The 15,493-nt window shown below is 60.9% G+C and carries 14 protein-coding genes; 11 read left to right on the top strand and 3 right to left on the bottom strand.

What is annotated here, in order from left to right:
* Positions 1-276 precede the first annotated feature (276 nt).
* From rbsK to ACI5GA_RS05025, 3 genes are all read left to right on the top strand, one after another.
* Positions 277-1,197 carry a ribokinase gene (gene rbsK / locus ACI5GA_RS05035; RefSeq protein WP_421422001.1) on the top strand — a complete coding sequence of 307 codons (921 nt, stop codon included), beginning with the start codon at positions 277-279 and terminating at the stop codon, positions 1,195-1,197.
* A gap of 82 nt (positions 1,198-1,279) precedes the next feature.
* Positions 1,280-2,611 (top strand): L-fucose:H+ symporter permease, encoded by a 1,332-nt coding sequence (gene fucP / locus ACI5GA_RS05030; RefSeq protein ID WP_421422000.1) that lies wholly within the window; start codon positions 1,280-1,282, stop codon positions 2,609-2,611.
* Complete coding sequence (locus ACI5GA_RS05025; protein ID WP_421421998.1) at positions 2,608-3,678, top strand: aldose 1-epimerase family protein; 1,071 nt, start codon at positions 2,608-2,610, stop codon at positions 3,676-3,678. The genes fucP and ACI5GA_RS05025 overlap by 4 nt, the downstream gene beginning before the upstream one ends.
* A gap of 126 nt (positions 3,679-3,804) precedes the next feature.
* Here the strand turns inward: ACI5GA_RS05025 and deoR are convergent, their stop codons facing one another.
* Positions 3,805-4,575, bottom strand: a complete 771-nt coding sequence (gene deoR / locus ACI5GA_RS05020) for a DNA-binding transcriptional repressor DeoR (RefSeq protein ID WP_404630727.1) — start codon at positions 4,573-4,575, stop codon at positions 3,805-3,807.
* 133 nt (positions 4,576-4,708) lie between these two features.
* Here deoR and deoC point away from each other — a divergent pair, with 133 nt between their 5' ends.
* Both deoC and ACI5GA_RS05010 read left to right on the top strand, forming a co-directional pair.
* A complete protein-coding gene (gene deoC, locus ACI5GA_RS05015) occupies positions 4,709-5,389 on the top strand; it encodes a deoxyribose-phosphate aldolase (RefSeq protein ID WP_404630725.1) in 681 nt (226 codons plus the stop codon).
* A gap of 234 nt (positions 5,390-5,623) precedes the next feature.
* Positions 5,624-6,577, top strand: coding sequence for an alpha/beta hydrolase (locus ACI5GA_RS05010; RefSeq protein ID WP_404630723.1), 954 nt, complete (start codon positions 5,624-5,626; stop codon positions 6,575-6,577).
* Here the strand turns inward: ACI5GA_RS05010 and ACI5GA_RS05005 are convergent.
* Positions 6,510-7,313 (bottom strand): CatB-related O-acetyltransferase, encoded by an 804-nt coding sequence (locus ACI5GA_RS05005; protein ID WP_404630721.1) that lies wholly within the window; start codon positions 7,311-7,313, stop codon positions 6,510-6,512. The two genes, ACI5GA_RS05010 and ACI5GA_RS05005, sit on opposite strands and share 68 nt — an antisense overlap.
* A 228-nt stretch (positions 7,314-7,541) precedes the next feature.
* Here ACI5GA_RS05005 and ACI5GA_RS05000 point away from each other — a divergent pair, with 228 nt between their 5' ends.
* The gene (locus tag ACI5GA_RS05000) at positions 7,542-8,426 is read left to right on the top strand and encodes an AraC family transcriptional regulator (RefSeq protein ID WP_404630719.1); all 885 of its coding nucleotides are present in this window, start codon (positions 7,542-7,544) and stop codon (positions 8,424-8,426) included.
* Here ACI5GA_RS05000 and ACI5GA_RS04995 read toward each other — a convergent pair.
* Positions 8,389-9,288, bottom strand: coding sequence for a LysR family transcriptional regulator (locus tag ACI5GA_RS04995; protein ID WP_404630717.1), 900 nt, complete (start codon positions 9,286-9,288; stop codon positions 8,389-8,391). The two genes, ACI5GA_RS05000 and ACI5GA_RS04995, sit on opposite strands and share 38 nt — an antisense overlap.
* 139 nt (positions 9,289-9,427) lie before the next feature.
* Between ACI5GA_RS04995 and ACI5GA_RS04990 the strand changes: the two genes are divergently transcribed.
* The 5 genes from ACI5GA_RS04990 (at position 9,428) to ACI5GA_RS04970 (ending at position 15,169) form a co-directional block, all read left to right on the top strand.
* Positions 9,428-10,267 (top strand): FAS1-like dehydratase domain-containing protein, encoded by an 840-nt coding sequence (locus tag ACI5GA_RS04990; RefSeq protein WP_404630715.1) that lies wholly within the window; start codon positions 9,428-9,430, stop codon positions 10,265-10,267.
* An 88-nt stretch (positions 10,268-10,355) separates the two neighbouring features.
* A complete protein-coding gene (locus tag ACI5GA_RS04985) occupies positions 10,356-11,519 on the top strand; it encodes an acyl-CoA dehydrogenase family protein (RefSeq protein ID WP_421421996.1) in 1,164 nt (387 codons plus the stop codon).
* A 10-nt stretch (positions 11,520-11,529) separates the two neighbouring features.
* A complete protein-coding gene (locus tag ACI5GA_RS04980) occupies positions 11,530-12,879 on the top strand; it encodes an MmgE/PrpD family protein (protein WP_421421995.1) in 1,350 nt (449 codons plus the stop codon).
* Positions 12,880-12,941: 62 nt separating this feature from the next.
* The gene (locus ACI5GA_RS04975; protein WP_404630709.1) at positions 12,942-14,141 is read left to right on the top strand and encodes a CaiB/BaiF CoA transferase family protein; all 1,200 of its coding nucleotides are present in this window, start codon (positions 12,942-12,944) and stop codon (positions 14,139-14,141) included.
* Between the two features lie 197 nt (positions 14,142-14,338).
* The gene (locus ACI5GA_RS04970; protein WP_421421994.1) at positions 14,339-15,169 is read left to right on the top strand and encodes an HpcH/HpaI aldolase/citrate lyase family protein; all 831 of its coding nucleotides are present in this window, start codon (positions 14,339-14,341) and stop codon (positions 15,167-15,169) included.
* Positions 15,170-15,493: the final 324 nt, after the last annotated feature.

Raw genomic sequence — 15,493 nt, 5'->3', positions numbered from 1 at the left:
TATTTTCCACAGGTCGTCAGCACCGCAATGATCGGGTGATCGCAAACGATTGCGACCACCGACTGTCTCTATAGACCAATGGTCCAACCCCCTCTAAATCCGGGCTTTCAACGGGTCAGACAGCGATATCTGGCCCGTTTTTGCCGTGGCGCGATGAAGCCCTAAAAAAAAGAGGTTGAATAGTCACAATAAATGTTATTTAAATAACAAAAATAATAACGCCCAAGCGGTTCGATTTTTTTGGTCCGTGGGTGCGTGCACAAGGTAATGACACACATGAACAAGATCGCGGTCATCGGCAGCAACATGGTGGATTTGATCACCTACATCGACCGGATGCCGGTTCAGGGCGAGACCCTGGAAGCGCCGGATTTCGCCATGGGCTGCGGCGGCAAGGGTGCCAATCAGGCCGTCGCGGCGGCCAAACTGGGCGCTGACGTACTGATGCTGAGCAAGGTTGGCGACGACATGTTCGCCGACAACACCCTGGCCAACTTCAAACGCTTCGGCATCGACACCCAGTTCGTTCAGCGGGTGCCGGGCGTGTCCAGCGGCGTCGCGCCGATCTTCGTGCAGAGCGATTCCCACAACAGCATTCTTATCGTCAAAGGTGCCAACGCCCACCTTAAACCCGCTGACATCGACGCCGCCCAGGCGGCTTTGCGTGATTGCTCGCTGATCGTGCTGCAACTGGAGATCGAGCTGGAAACGGTCTACTACGCCATCGATTTCGCCAAGGCCAACGACATCCCCGTGCTGCTCAATCCGGCGCCTGCGGTCAAAGGTTTGAGCCGTGAGCACCTGCTGAAACTGGACTTCTTCATCCCCAATGAAACCGAGTTGGCGCTGATCACCGGTCAAACCGTCGATTCCCTCGAGGCTGCCCGTTCTGCCGCGTTGCAGTTGACGCAGGACGGCATTCGCCACGTCATCGTGACCCTCGGTGAAAAGGGCGCGCTGTACGTGGGCGAGGAGGGCGAGTTCCGCGTGGACGGCATCAAGGTCGATGCCCGTGATACCACCGGCGCAGGCGACGCGTTCATCGGCTGTTTCGCCCGCCACTGGAGCGAAGACGGCGATATGCGCCGCGCCATGACCCAGGCCGTGGCCTATTCCGCCTGTTCGGTCACCGGGCTGGGCACCCAGAGCTCCTACCCGGACGCCGACACGTTCGCACGCTTCCTCGACACGCTGTAAGCCTTTCTTGAGCCGCCGCGCCCTGACCGGATGTTTCTGACCGGCAGGGCGAGGTATTTCCTGCATTTGACGGAGAACAACAATGACAAAGCCCGCGCTCCAACAGTCCCCGGACGGGTTCTACCTGAACCGCACGCCGTGGTTCGCTTTTATCCTGCTGTGTTGCTGCTTCGCGTTGTGGGCGGCGGCCGCGAGCATGAATGACGTGCTCATCGCGCACTTTAAAAAGGCCTTCCTGCTCAGCGATTTCCAGACCGCGTTCGTGCAGTCGGCGTTCTACCTGGGCTACTTCTTCGTGGCCATTCCGGCGGCGATGGTCGTCAGGCATTTCAGCTACAAAACCACCATCCTCATCGGCCTGCTGCTGTACATGGTGGGCTGTTCGCTGTTCTTCCCGGCGGCCTCGATGGCCAAGTACGAGATGTTCCTGATGGCGCTGTTCGTCATCGCGGCGGGCCTGTCGTTTCTGGAAACCGCCTGCAACACCTACTCGACGCTGATGGGGCCGCGTGAAACCGGCACCCGTCGCCTGAACATCTCTCAGACTTTCCACCCGTTCGGCGCCATGGCCGGGGTGTATGTGGGCAGCTTCGTGATGTTCAAGGACACCGACGCCACCCGCGAGCAACTGACCCAGATGAGCGCGTCCGAAGCGGCGATTCAGCAACTGGACATGATCCAGTCCACACTGCTGCCGTACAAATGGATGATCGCGGTGCTGATCCTGATGTTCGTGCTGATCGCCTTCACCAGATTCCCGGCGTGCAAAGGCAACATCAAGGACATCGCCAAGAAGAGCGGCGTGGCTCAGAGCCTGTCGCGCCTGTGGCGTAACCCGCGTTTCACCTTTGGCGTGTTGGCGCAGTTTCTGTACGTCGGCGCGCAAGTCGGCGTGTGGAGTTTCACCATTCGCCTGGCCATGCAGATGGGCGGGATGAACGAGCGCAGTGCGTCTTGGTTCCTGCTGACCACCTTTGCCGCTTACTTCGTCGGCAAGATGATCGCCAACCTGCTGATGCGCAAACTGCACCCGGCCAAGGTGTTGGCGATTTATGGCGTGCTGGCCATCGTGCTGCTGGCCTACACCATTCTGGTGCCGAACATCAGCGCGGTGTACGCAGCGGTGGGCGTGAGCATCTTCCTCGGCCCGTGCTGGCCGACCATTTACGGCCTGACCATCGATGGTCTGGGTGAAGACACGGGCGTTGGCGGTTCGCTCCTGGTGATGAGCATCGTCGGCGGCGGCGTGATGCCGATCTTCCAGGGCCTGCTGTCCGACGCCACTCACGGCAACATGCAAATCGCCTACAGCGTGCCACTGCTGTGTTTCGTGGTGATCGTCGCCTACGCAATCAAATGCCTGCGTGATCCGCGCAGCGAAACGGCGCCGGTCGGTGCGGTGACCGCCTCATGAGCACGATTATTTCGCTCTATCCCGAACTGTTCGGCAGCGTTGAAAAAACGCTGCTGGAATCCGCTGATTTTCGCGTGCCGGCCTGGACCTACCCCAGCGGCGTGAAAGCCCTGGCATTGGAGAACGACCGTGGCCGTGTGACAGTGCTGCCGTATCAGGGGCAGATGATCTGGTCGGCGGTCTTCGACGGCTGCGACCTGACCATGCGCAACATGTTCGAGCAGCCGCGCCCAAGCCCGACGGTCATCGGCACCTACGGCTGCTTCATGTTCCACAGTGGCCTGCTGCGCAACGGCTGCCCAACGCCGGAAGACGATCATCCGCTGCACGGCGAAATGCCCTGCGCGCCGATGGACAGCGCCTGGCTGGAGGTCGGCACAGATACAACCGGCGCGTTTCTGCGTGTCGGGGGCGAGTACGAATACGTCATGGGCTTCGGTGACCACTACCGCGCCCGCCCCAGCGTGAAATTGCGTCCGGGTTCGGCGTTGTTCGACATCGACATGGACGTGCAGAACCTCGCAGGCAAGCCGATGGAGCTGATGTACATGGCGCACATGAACTACGCGTACGTCGCCAATGGCCGGTTTGTCGAGCCTTTGGGTATTGAAAGGACGAGGGTGCGCACCAGCGTACCGGCCCACGTGAAACCCACACCCGCGTGGTCGGCGTACATGGCTGAGTTGACGGAAGATCCTGCGCGTTTGCAGGTGCTGAATACCCCGGAATTGTACGACCCGGAAATCGTCTGCTTCTTCGACGGTGTGAAAGCGGATGCCACCGGTGACGCCCATTTTTTGCTCGCGCATCAAGATGGCGCGGCGTTTTACACCCGCTACAAGCCTGCCCAATTCGATCATGCCGCGCGCTGGATTCTGCACAACGCCGATCAGCAGGTCGCTGCGTTCGTGCTGCCTTCGACCTGTGAGCCAGAGGGCTATCGGGCGGAAAAGGCAAAGGGCAATGTGCGGGAATTGGCGGCGGGGGAGAGCGCGTCGTTCAGTGTGACGACGGGGTACCTGGCGTCTGGGGAGTTCTTGCAACTGGAAAGTGATTTGAAACGCTGATGGCCCTGTCGCGAATGAATTCGCTCCCACAATGTGACCGCGTTCTGGCTGACGGTACACGTTGCCCTGTAGGAGCGAATTCATTCGCGATGGCGGTGGATCAGGCGCGGAAGATCCAACGCCTGACTAAATCACCAACTGCGCCCCATACCCCTGAATCAGATCGCGATACACCTTGGGCACTTTCTTGTCGCTGACCACCACATGAAAGGCATCCAGCGTTGCGAAATGCGCGGTGCGCACGGCGTCGAACTTGGAGTGGTCGGCCAGCAACATGCAGTGGCGGGCCTGGCGCAGAACTTTCTGCTTGACCTCCACTTCATTGAAGTTGAAGCAGGTCACGCCAAACTCGTCGCTGACGCCTGCAGCGGAAACGAACGCCCAGGTCAGACGAATGCCATCCAGAATGCTCGCTTCAGCATGGTGCTCGAAGACTTGGTTCTTGCGATGAAAACTGCCACCGCACAGCACGATGTTGCAGTTGGGTTTTTGTTGCAGTTTGAGCAGCACGTTGAGGGAGTTGCACACGGCGGTGAATTCCAGCTCATCGGGGATGAAATCGATGACGAAGGGAATCGTCGTGCCGCAATCGAAAAACACCGTGTCGCCAGGCTTGATGAAAGCAGCGGCCAGTTTGCCGATACGACGCTTCTCCTCGACGTGTCGCGTGCCTTGCTCGGTGACTTTGTAATCGCTGGCTTCAGACGGATCGAACGCCAGTGTGATGTGCCCGCCCAGCAGGTGGAATTTCTCGGGATGACGGCCCAGATCGCGCCGTAGGGTCATTTCCGAGACATCCAGCAGCGCCGCCATTTCACGCAGGTGAATGGCTTTCTGGTCCTGCAAGGCTTGCTGAATCAGTTTGATGCGGTCGGATTTCTTGTTATCCACGGTCATCCCGGCTGTCGATTGATTTGATGTAAAAGTAACACAATATGTTATATTTAAAACAATGTTGGGCAGCAGGCGAATCACCCTCGCTTGCTGCTCGAAGCTTACCGCTAATCGCTGCTCTTGAAGGAATGAGTCAATGAAGATCGAACCCGCCGCCCTCGCGCAGTACATCGACCACACCTTGCTGGCCGCCGACGCTTCCCGCGCGCAGATCGCCACGTTGTGCCGTGAGGCGCAGGAGCACGGATTCTATTCGGTGTGCGTGAACTCTGGACAGGTGCCGTATGCCGCATCACTGCTCAAAGGCCAGGCAGTGAAGGTGTGCGCCGTGGTTGGCTTCCCTCTGGGCGCCGGGCTGAGCGACACCAAGGCCTTCGAAGCGCAACAGGCTGTTGCGGCCGGTGCCGGTGAGGTCGACATGGTGCTGAACGTCGGCGCGCTGAAAGAGGGTTTGCTGGACGTGGTGCGCGACGACATTGCCGCCGTCAAACAGGCCTGTGGCGCGGTGCCGCTGAAGGTGATTCTGGAAACCTGCCTACTGGACGATGCGCAGAAAGTTGCCGCCTGCGAAATCTGCCGCGAACTGAACGTAGCGTTCGTCAAGACGTCCACAGGATTCAGTAAAAGTGGCGCGACCCTGGACGATGTGGCGTTGATGCGCAAGGTCGTGGGGGCTGGCGTGGGCGTCAAGGCGTCCGGTGGCGTGCGGGATTACGCAACCGCGGTGGCGATGATCGAAGCGGGTGCTACACGTTTGGGCACCAGTTCCGGGATTGCCATTGTCAGCGGCGCCCCGGCGTTGGGTTCGGAGTACTGATCCTCTCTGGCGGTACGTGAAACTGTGGGAGTGAGCTTGCTCACGATAGCGGTGCGTCAGTCAACGATGTCCTCATCTGATCCACTGCTTTCGTGAGCAAGCTCACTCCCACAGAAGGGCGCCGGGTGTCCGGAAGATCGTGGCCCGGCGGCTCCGCTCGGCTGAAGGACATGACCACCCACGGCAATGAATGGCACACTGCCGGTGTCATCGTTTCTTCACACCGGACACCCCATGCCGCAACTCACCCTGGCGCACCTCAAAGCACGCTGGTTCTTCTGGCTGTGCATGCTGCTGATCGTCGTTGGTCTGCCGGTCGGCTGTGCGGCCTTGCAACATAAGGAGCGCGAGCTGGTGTTCATGATCGAACCCGGCACCGCCAGTTGGTATCACGGCATTCCGTCAGATGTACAGGAGCTGGAACTCAAGGCCCCGTCCTTTGGCGTCTCGCAAAATATCCACGCCTGGTGGTGGCTGGCCGACAAGAAAGACGCCCCGGCGATCCTTTACCTGCACGGCTCGCGCTGGAACCTCACCGGGCAGTTTTTCCGCATCGAGCAATTGCACGCGCTGGGCTTTTCCGTACTGGCCATCGACTACCGTGGTTTTGGTGAAAGCAAAGGGCAATTGCCCTCGGAAGCGTCGGTGTACGAGGACGCCCGCATCGCCTGGGCGCGTTTGAAGCAATTGCAACCGGATCCGCGCAAGCGCCTGATCTACGGCCACTCGCTGGGCGGCGCCGTGGCAGTTGACCTGGCCGCCGAGCTGGGGCGGGACGCGCAAACCGCAGACGAGCCGATTCAGGCGCGAGGGTTGATTATCGAATCGACCTTCACCAACCTGGCCGATGTCGCTGCCTCGGTGGCCAGCACTCGTACCTCCTTGCCCGTGCGCTGGCTGGTGTCGCAGAAGTTCGATTCTATCGACAAGATCGCCGACATCCACATGCCTGTCCTGATTGTCCACGGCAGCGCCGATCAATTCGTTTCGCCGCGCTTCAGTGAAGAACTGTTTCAGGCCGCCCAAGAGCCAAAAAGTCTGCTGATGGTGCCCGGCGGTAATCACAACAACAGCATGAACCTCGGTAAACAGGCCTACACCCAAGCCATACAGGCATTGCTCAATGCGAAGGCACCTGCGGTGCACGCGTTGAATGAGGCGCCTGCGGGCGAGAAACGCTCGGGCTAGCGGGGGCGCGTGCCGATTGGTGGCTCACTGAAAACGGCTTGTTGCACACCGTCACCGTCTGTGGATGGCTGTCTGGAATCGCTTCGCCCTTCAGGGCGTCGAGCAGCTTTTCGGGATCCTCCATCGGCAACTCGGCCAGTTGTGGCGGCGTGAGGTTCCACCACTGGCTGGCCAGCAGCCCCTCGATGATGTGCGGCGCGAAGCGATAGCGCAGCACCTTGGCAGGCGAACCCACGACGATCGCATACGGCGGCACGTCGCATGTCACGAGGGATTGCGCACCGATGACCGCGCCGGTGCCAATCGTGATGCCCTCCAGAATCAGCACATCCATGCCGATCCACACGTCATGGCCGATGACCGTCTGTTTCACCGCGTCCGGTGTAGCGAGTCGCTCAGCCTGACCGTGACGCAGCGCGGCCAGCGCGCTGTGAGTGCTGAGCCATTCCAGTGGGTGCGATTTGCGGTTCTGTCCGATGGTGACGTTACGGGCGATGGAGCAGTAGCGGCCGATGCGGGCAACATTCTGCAGCTCGGTGCCACTGACGATGTCGGTGTAGGCGCCCACGCTCAATTCGCGGGCGTTGATCTTGACCTGATGCAGCTTCACGCCGTGTTCCAGGGTCAGGCGCATGTCTCGCCGTAGCCCTCGTACTCCGCTGTCCAGTCGGCATTTGTTACGGGCGAGGGCGCGTTTGAGCTGATGGTCCAGGAGCAGTCGGCGAAAGTAATTCATGGGTGAACATGTCTCGATGGGGCGAGCCTCATGCCGAGTTCTGGCCGGGCGCACTTTGTTATTGGAATCAGAGGCGGATAATCGCATAACTGCCAATGGCTTGGAGTGCGAGAACCGTTCGGTCACAAGGTCGGCAGGCGCCGTTCGTCGCCTGGCGGGGCATTCACAACGGCGGCGGCAAGTGGTATCTGTGTGCACCTGCTGTCAATTCGATTTCGAGCCTGTGCCATGGACAAATACTCAAACGGCGAAGCCCATCTGACCCATTGCGAGCGAGACTGGGTCGTGCGTGCTGAACCCTTGCCGCAGATGGAGCGCATCGAGGCGTATTTCCATGGACATGGCTTTGACATGCACCGCCACGACACCTACGCCATTGGTCACACCCTGTCCGGGGTGCAGAGCTTTCGCTACGGTAAGGACATGGTGAACAACCTGCCGGGGCAGACCATGGTGCTGCACCCTGACGAACCTCACGATGGGCGTGCAGGCACCGAGGACGGCTTTCGTTACCGGATGTTTTATCTGGAACCGGCGATGATCCAGCAGGTACTCGGCGGCAAGCCGCTGCCGTTCATCAAAGGCGGCGTGTCGAGCGATCCGCGTCTGTTCAAGGCTTCGCAGGCTTTGTTGCGCGACCTGCACTCGTCCCTCGATCCGTTGGAACTGGACGACGCTGTCTACGACATCGCCATCGCCCTGCAAGACGCCGCAGGCGTGCGCAAAAGCCGACAAAGCGTGGATTACGCCGCCGCTCAACGAGCGCGTGAACTGCTGCTGGCGAGCCTCGAACAGGGCGTCAGTCTCGATGAATTGGAACAGGCCAGCGACACCGACCGTTGGCGCCTGTCCCGGGATTTTCGCGTGCTGTTCGGCACCAGTCCTCATCGCTATCTCACCCTGAGACGACTGGATCTGGTGCGCCATTCCATCTCCTGCGGCATGTCCCTCAGCGATGCCTCGGCCATGGCCGGGTTCGCCGATCAGAGCCACATGACGCGGCATTTCGTGAAGACGTTCGGCTATCCGCCGGGGAAGTGGTTGCGGATGTTGGGGCAGTCGGTGCACGGCTCTCCTACTGAGAGGGCGTCGCTTCCGGCATCAACACGTTGATCAACGCCCTGACCACCCCCGGCAGGGCGTCCAGTTCCCGCACTAGAATACTCCGCTCGCGTACCGCCCATGGTTCATCCAGTTCAATCGTCACCAACTTCATCGTCCGGCTGTGCCGCATCGCCGCAGACTCGGGAATGATGCCGATCCCCACCCCCGCCTCAACCATCCGGCAGATGGCCTCAAAGCTCGACACCTGAATCCTCAACGACAGATTCAACCCCAGCCGCTCGACGTGATCGCGTAAAAAACTCAGCAACGTGCTGCCTTCGTGCAGGCCGATGTGCTGAAACGCCAAGGTTTGCTTCAAGGTCACTTTTTTCTGGGCGGCCAGTTCATGGCCTTCCGGGACCGTTAGCACCAAGCGGTCGGTGCTGAAGTGCATCACCTGCAAGCCCGCCGCTTCAACCGGCCCGGCGATGATGCCCATGTCGGAACTGCCGTCGAGCACGCCGCGCACGATGTCTCGCGACAAACGCTCTTGCAGATCGACCGTCACGCCGGGCCTTTCAGCGAGAAAACCTGCGAGCACCTCGGGCAGGAATTCGGTGACGGCGGTGGTGTTGGCGAAGATGCGAATGTGGCCCGCCGAATCGGTGCCGTACTGGGTGAATTCGCTTTTCAGGTAATCGACCTGGCTCATGATCAATCGCGCATGCTTGAGCAGGCGCTGCCCGGCAGGGGTCAGTTCGACACCACGGCTGTCGCGGTACAGCAGTCGGGTGTCGAGCTGGTTTTCCAGGGCCTTGATGCGTGCGCTGGCAGCGGCAGGGGAGAGAAAGGCGCGGCGGGCGCCCTGGGTCAGGCTGGGGGATTCGCCGATGTGGATGAAGAGGCGCAGGTCAGCCAGGTCGAAGTGCATGGTGGGGTCCGGATGTTGTTGTCATTGGAAGGATCGCGTTCAGCATACATGAACGCCGGTATACGCAAATGCAAATTCACAGAATGCCCGCGCGCTCGCATGATCGGCCCATAACAACAAACGCAGAGGCTGCTCCCCCATGAGTGATTCAGATTCGCCGGTGGATTTCAGTGCCTGGATCGGACGGTCCGAAGAGGCGCAGGATCACCTGAGTCACAACCTGATCAAGCGTATCGCTGCCACGTTTGGCGAACCCGTGCCTGCCGCTGGCGAGGCGCTGCCGCCGCTGTGGCAATGGTGCTTCTTTCAAGAACCGGTGTTCGAAGCCCAGCTCGGCGCTGATGGCCATCCTGCTCGCGGCGGGTTTCTGCCACCCGCCGACAACCGCAATCGCATGTGGGCCGGCGGCCGGGTCGAGTTCATTCAGCCGCTGAAAGTCGGGGCCGATGCCCATCGCCTGTCGACCATCCTGCACATTGAAGAAAAGCATGGCCGCACGGGTTCGCTGCTGTTCGTCACCCTGCGCCACGACTACTCGCAAAACGGCGAGCTGTGTGTACGTGAAGAGCAGGACATCGTCTACCGCGAACCCAATCCGCCAAAACTCAACAGCGGTGAAGCGCCAGAGCAGGGCGACTGGAGCGAGACCGTCGAGCCGACGCCAACCCTGTTGTTCCGCTACTCCGCCGTGACCTTCAACGGCCATCGCATTCACTACGACTACCCCTACGTCACTGAAACCGAAGGTTACCCAGGGCTGGTGGTGCACGGGCCGATGATCGCGACGTTCAACCTGCGAGCGTTCATCCGTGCCAACCCGGACAAACGCGTGCGCCACTTCGCCTATCGCGGCATGCGCCCGCTGAACGTGCCGACGCCGTTCCGTGTCGGTGGCCGCATCAGCGAGCCAGGCAAGGCGCAGTTGTGGGCAGGCAACGAAGCCGGTGTCGCGCAAAGCGCCGAAGTGCTTTTTGACTGAGCCGGGTTCGATCCAAATATCTTCCTTTATATAGGCATGGCCAGCCCCGCACTTGCGACGGGGCTTTTGGCAGACGCGAGTGAACACCATGAGTCCATACGATAACGAAGACCTCAATGCCATCCGCGAAGGCGTGCGCGCCCTGTGCGCTGAATTCCCGGCTGAATACTGGCGCAAGATCGACGAAGAGAAGGGCTTCCCGGAAGCCTTCGTCAAGGCGCTGACTGACGCGGGGTGGCTGTCGGCGATGATCCCCACCGAATACGGCGGCTCGGGACTGGGCCTGGCCGAAGCCTCGGTGATTCTCGAAGAAGTGAACGCCTGTGGCGGTAACTCCGGCACTGTGCACGGCCAGATGTACAACATGTTCACCCTGCTGCGTCACGGCAGTGAGGCGCAGAAAAGCTACTACCTGCCCAAACTCGCCAGCGGCGAACTGCGCCTGCAATCGATGGGCGTAACCGAACCGACCACCGGCACAGACACCACCAAGATCAAGACCACCGCCGTCAAACAGGGCGACAAATACGTGATCAACGGCCAGAAGGTCTGGATCTCGCGCATCCAGCACTCTGACTTGATGATCCTGCTGGCGCGCACCACACCGCTGGCCGACGTGAAGAAGAAATCAGAAGGCATGTCGATTTTTCTCGTTGACCTGCGCGAAGCCATCGGCAACGGCCTGACCGTTCAGCCGATTGCCAACATGGTCAACCACGAAACCAACGAGCTGTTCTTCGACAACCTCGAACTGCCTGCTGACAGCCTGATCGGTGAAGAGGGCAAGGGCTTCAAGTACATACTCGACGGCTTGAACGCCGAGCGCACTCTGATCGCCGCCGAGTGCATTGGCGATGGCCGCTGGTTCACCGAAAAATCTGCCGCGTACGCCCGCGATCGCGTGGTGTTCGGCCGCCCGATCGGGCAGAACCAGGGCGTGCAATTTCCGATTGCCGAGGCCCACATCGAAATCGAAGCGGCGGACCTGATGCGCTGGCGCGCCTGCGAGGAATACGACAGCGGCAAGAACGCTGGCGCTGCCGCGAACATGGCCAAGTACCTTGCGGCCAAGGCGTCTTGGGAAGCGGCCAACGCCTGCCTGCAAACCCACGGCGGTTTCGGCTTTGCCAACGAGTACGACGTGGAGCGCAAATTCCGCGAGACCCGCCTGTATCAGGTCGCGCCGATCTCCACCAACCTGATTCTTTCCTACGTCGCCGAGCATTTGCTCGAACTGCCACGCAGCTTCTGAGGATTTAGAAATGACCCACACTCAAGCGTTAGCGGGCTTTCTTGCCGAGCTGAAATACGAGCAGATTCCCGGCCACGTGCTCGACCGCACCGAAGACCTGTTTCTGGACTGGATCGGCTCGGCACTGGCGAGCAAGGGCGCGCGGCCGATTCCGATTTTCGAGCGCTACGCCGAGCGCATGGGGCCTGCGAGCGGCAAGGCGAAGATTTTGGTGAGCGGGCGTGATACCACGGCGTATTTTGCGGCGTTGGTGAATGGGGCAGCCTCGCATTTGGTCGAGCAGGATGACCTGCACAACAGTTCGGTATTGCACCCAGCGACGGTGGTGTTTTCAGCCGTGCTGGCAGCGGCGCAGGAACTGAGCAAGACCGGGCAGGATTTCCTGTTGGCGTCGGTGGCCGGTTATGAGGCCGGGATCCGCATCGGCGAGTTTATGGGCCGTTCGCACTACCGCATCTTTCACACCACGGCCACGGTCGGCACGCTGGCGGCGGCTGTTGCGGTGGGCAAGTTGCTGGACTTCAATCAGGAACAGTTCATCAACCTGCTCGGCACCGCTGGCACGCAAGCGGCGGGGTTGTGGGAGTTCCTGCGTGATGCGGCGGACTCGAAACAACTGCACACCGCCAAGGCCGCCGCCGATGGCTTGCTGGCGGCGTACATGACCGCCGACGGCCTGACCGGTGCGCGCAACATTCTGGAAGGCGACCAGGGCATGGCGGCGGGGATGTCCACCGACAGCGATCCGTCGAAGCTGTCGGATCGGCTGGGTTCGCGCTGGGCGTTGGTCGAGACCTCGTTCAAGTTCCATGCCTCCTGTCGTCACACCCATCCCGCCGCCGATGCACTGCTGCACTTGATGCAGCGCGAAGGGCTGAGCCATGAGCAAATTGCCAAGGTCGTGACCCGAGTTCATCAAGGCGCCATCGATGTGTTGGGCCGAGTGGATGTGCCTCAGACCGTGCATCAGGCGAAGTTTTCGATGGGTGCGGTGTTGGGCCTGATTGCTGTGCATGGCAGTGCGCAATTGATCGAATTCCGCGATCTGGCGCTGACCGATGCCGCCGTTGCGGCCTTCCGCGAGAAAGTGACGATGGAGCTGGACCCTGAAGTCGACGGTGCTTATCCCGCGCGCTGGCTGGGCCGGGTGATCGTCACCACCACCGATGGCCGCACCCTGAGCGCCGCTATCGACGACCCGAAAGGCGACCCGGGCAACACCCTGTCGCGGCCGGAGTTGGAAGATAAGGTCCAGCGCCTGTTGGCGTTCTCCGGTGCTCGCACGGTGGCGCAGGGCAAGGCGCTGACCGAGCGGGTCTGGCAACTGCGCGATGCGCGGGATCTGGCGGATTTGATCTGATAGCACATACGTGATCGTTCCCACGCTCCGCGTGGTAACGATCATGGGAAGAGGTTAATAGCATGACTCAACAAAACCCCCGTCCTCTGGACGGCATCACTGTCATCAGCCTGGAACACGCCATTGCGGCGCCGTTCTGCACGCGGCAACTGGCCGATCTCGGCGCCCGTGTGATCAAGGTCGAGCGTCCCGGCGTCGGTGATTTTGCCCGAGGCTACGACCAGCGTGTCGATGGCCTGGCCTCGCACTTCGTCTGGACCAACCGCTCGAAAGAAAGCCTGACCCTAGACCTGAAACAGGACGCCGCGGGCGACATTCTTGAATCCCTGCTTGGCCAGGCCGATGTGCTGGTGCAAAACCTCGCGCCGGGCGCCGCTGCGCGCATGGGCCTGTCGTTCGAGGCGCTGCATGAACGCTTCCCGCGGCTTATCGTCTGCGACGTGTCCGGCTACGGCGAAGGCGGGCCGTATGAAAAGAAGAAAGCCTATGACCTGCTGATTCAAAGCGAGGGCGGCTTTCTTTCGGTGACCGGCGGCCCCGGCGAAAACGACATGGCCAAGGCCGGTTGCTCCATTGCCGACATCGCGGCGGGCATGTACGCCTACACCGGTATTCTTTCGGCGCTGTTGCTGCGAGACAAGACCGGCGAGGGTAGCCGTATCGACGTCAGCATGCTGGAAAGCCTGGTGGAGTGGATGGGCTACCCGATGTATTACGCCTACAACGGCGCGCCCCAACCGCCACGGGCCGGGGCGTCTCACTCGACGATCTACCCTTATGGGCCGTTCCCCACCGGCGGGGGCGGCACGATCATGCTCGGCTTGCAGAACGAGCGTGAATGGGCGCTGTTCTGCGAGAAGGTCCTGCTGGACAAGGCGCTGGCCACTGACGAACGATTCTCGGCCAACTTCAAGCGTTCGGAAAACCGCGAGGTGCTGCGGCAGATCATTGTCGATGGCTTTGCGGCGTTGAGTCTGGATGAGGTGGTAGCACGCCTTGAAGACGCGCAGATTGCCAACGCCCGGGTCAACGATATGCACGGTGTGTGGGAGCACCCGCAACTCAAGGCCCGCGACAGTTGGCGTGAAGTGGACAGCCCGTCCGGCCCGTTGCCGTCGTTGTTGCCCCCAGGGCGCAACGCAGCGTTCACCCCGCGCATGGACGGCGTGCCGGGGTTGGGGCAGCACACGGCGAGTATCCTCAGCGAATTGGGGTTTAGCGCTGAGGAACAGGCGCGGATGAGTGACGCCGGGGTGGTTTGACACATCGCCAATTTGTCTGGCGCCTGGCTCCCACACTGCTCGGTGTCGAGCCATGAATTCAGGACCGACATCGATTCTGTGGGAGCCGCCTTGGTGCGGGCGGCGTTCCGACGAAAGCGGTTGATCGGCCAACATAGAATCTCCCACAAAGACCGTGCGCACCAAACCAGCCGTTTGTGATTAACAAGGAAGCCACCATGCCACCATCCATCATCCGCTCCGCGCTCTTCGTGCCCGGCAGCCGACCCGAGCGTTTCGCCAAGGCGCTGGCCGCGGGCGCTGACGCGGTGATCGTCGATTTCGAAGACGCCGTGGAAGAACCCCTCAAACGTCAGGCCCGCGACAACCTCGCGGCTTTTCTACAGAGCAATCCTCAGTCTTCTGTCTGGGTGCGTGTCAACGCGCCGGACCACGCCGAGCATCTCGCCGACCTGGCCTTTTGCACGCAGCACAACGGCGTGGTCGGCGTGCTGCTGCCCAAGGTCGAAAGTGCGGCCCATGTGGTGGCGGTGCACGCCACCGGTAAACCCGTATTGCCGATCATCGAAAGCGCCAAAGGTTTACTGGCGCTGGAGCAGATCGCCCATGCGCCGGGTGTCGAACGCCTGTCATTCGGTGGGTTGGACCTGGCGCTGGACCTGAACCTCAACAGCGGCACTCCCGCCGCGCAGCTGTTTCTCGATCAGGCGCGCATGTCGGTGCAACTGCACTCCAGAGGGGCGAACCTGGCGCCACCGTTGGATGGTGTACACCCGGCCATCGGCGACCCGGACGGCCTGCATCGGGCGGTTCGTCATGCCTACGACATGGGTTACGGCGGCGTGCTGTGCATTCATCCCAAACAAGTGCCGGTGATTCACGCGGCGCTGGCGCCCAGCGCCGAAGATTTGGCCTGGGCGCAGCGGGTGGTCGATGCCAGTGCTGCTGCCAATGGCGCCGGGGCGTTTCAACTGGATGGCCAGATGGTCGATGCGCCTGTGTTATTGCGGGCGCAGCGGTTATTGGCGTTGGCGACTACGCAGTCATAGACGCAGATGCCCCGCGGGAGCGAATTCATTCGCGAGAGGGCGGTTCAGCCGACGCGGATTTGTCGTTAGTGAAACCTTATCGCGAATGAATTCGCTCCCGCAGGAGACTGAGGTGGCCGTTTCGATGGTGGCACTTTTTCATTAGCCTGCTAATTTTCTGAAGGCGTTGCGTCTGGCCTGCAGTTCGGGGAGGGTGGGGGACATACCGTTGGCGTTCAGCTCCGCCGAACGCTGGCTTATCGAAAAGCTGATTCTCGAAACACATCCTGTTGGGCATCGTTAGATGGCACAACGCTCATGCATAACCGATTTCCTTATACAAAA

The organism is Pseudomonas sp. Pseu.R1 (assembly GCF_045764065.1).
Classification (GTDB): Bacteria; Pseudomonadota; Gammaproteobacteria; order Pseudomonadales; family Pseudomonadaceae; genus Aquipseudomonas.
Note: the sequence above shows the minus strand (reverse complement) of the source record. Positions and strands in the feature narration are given on the sequence as shown.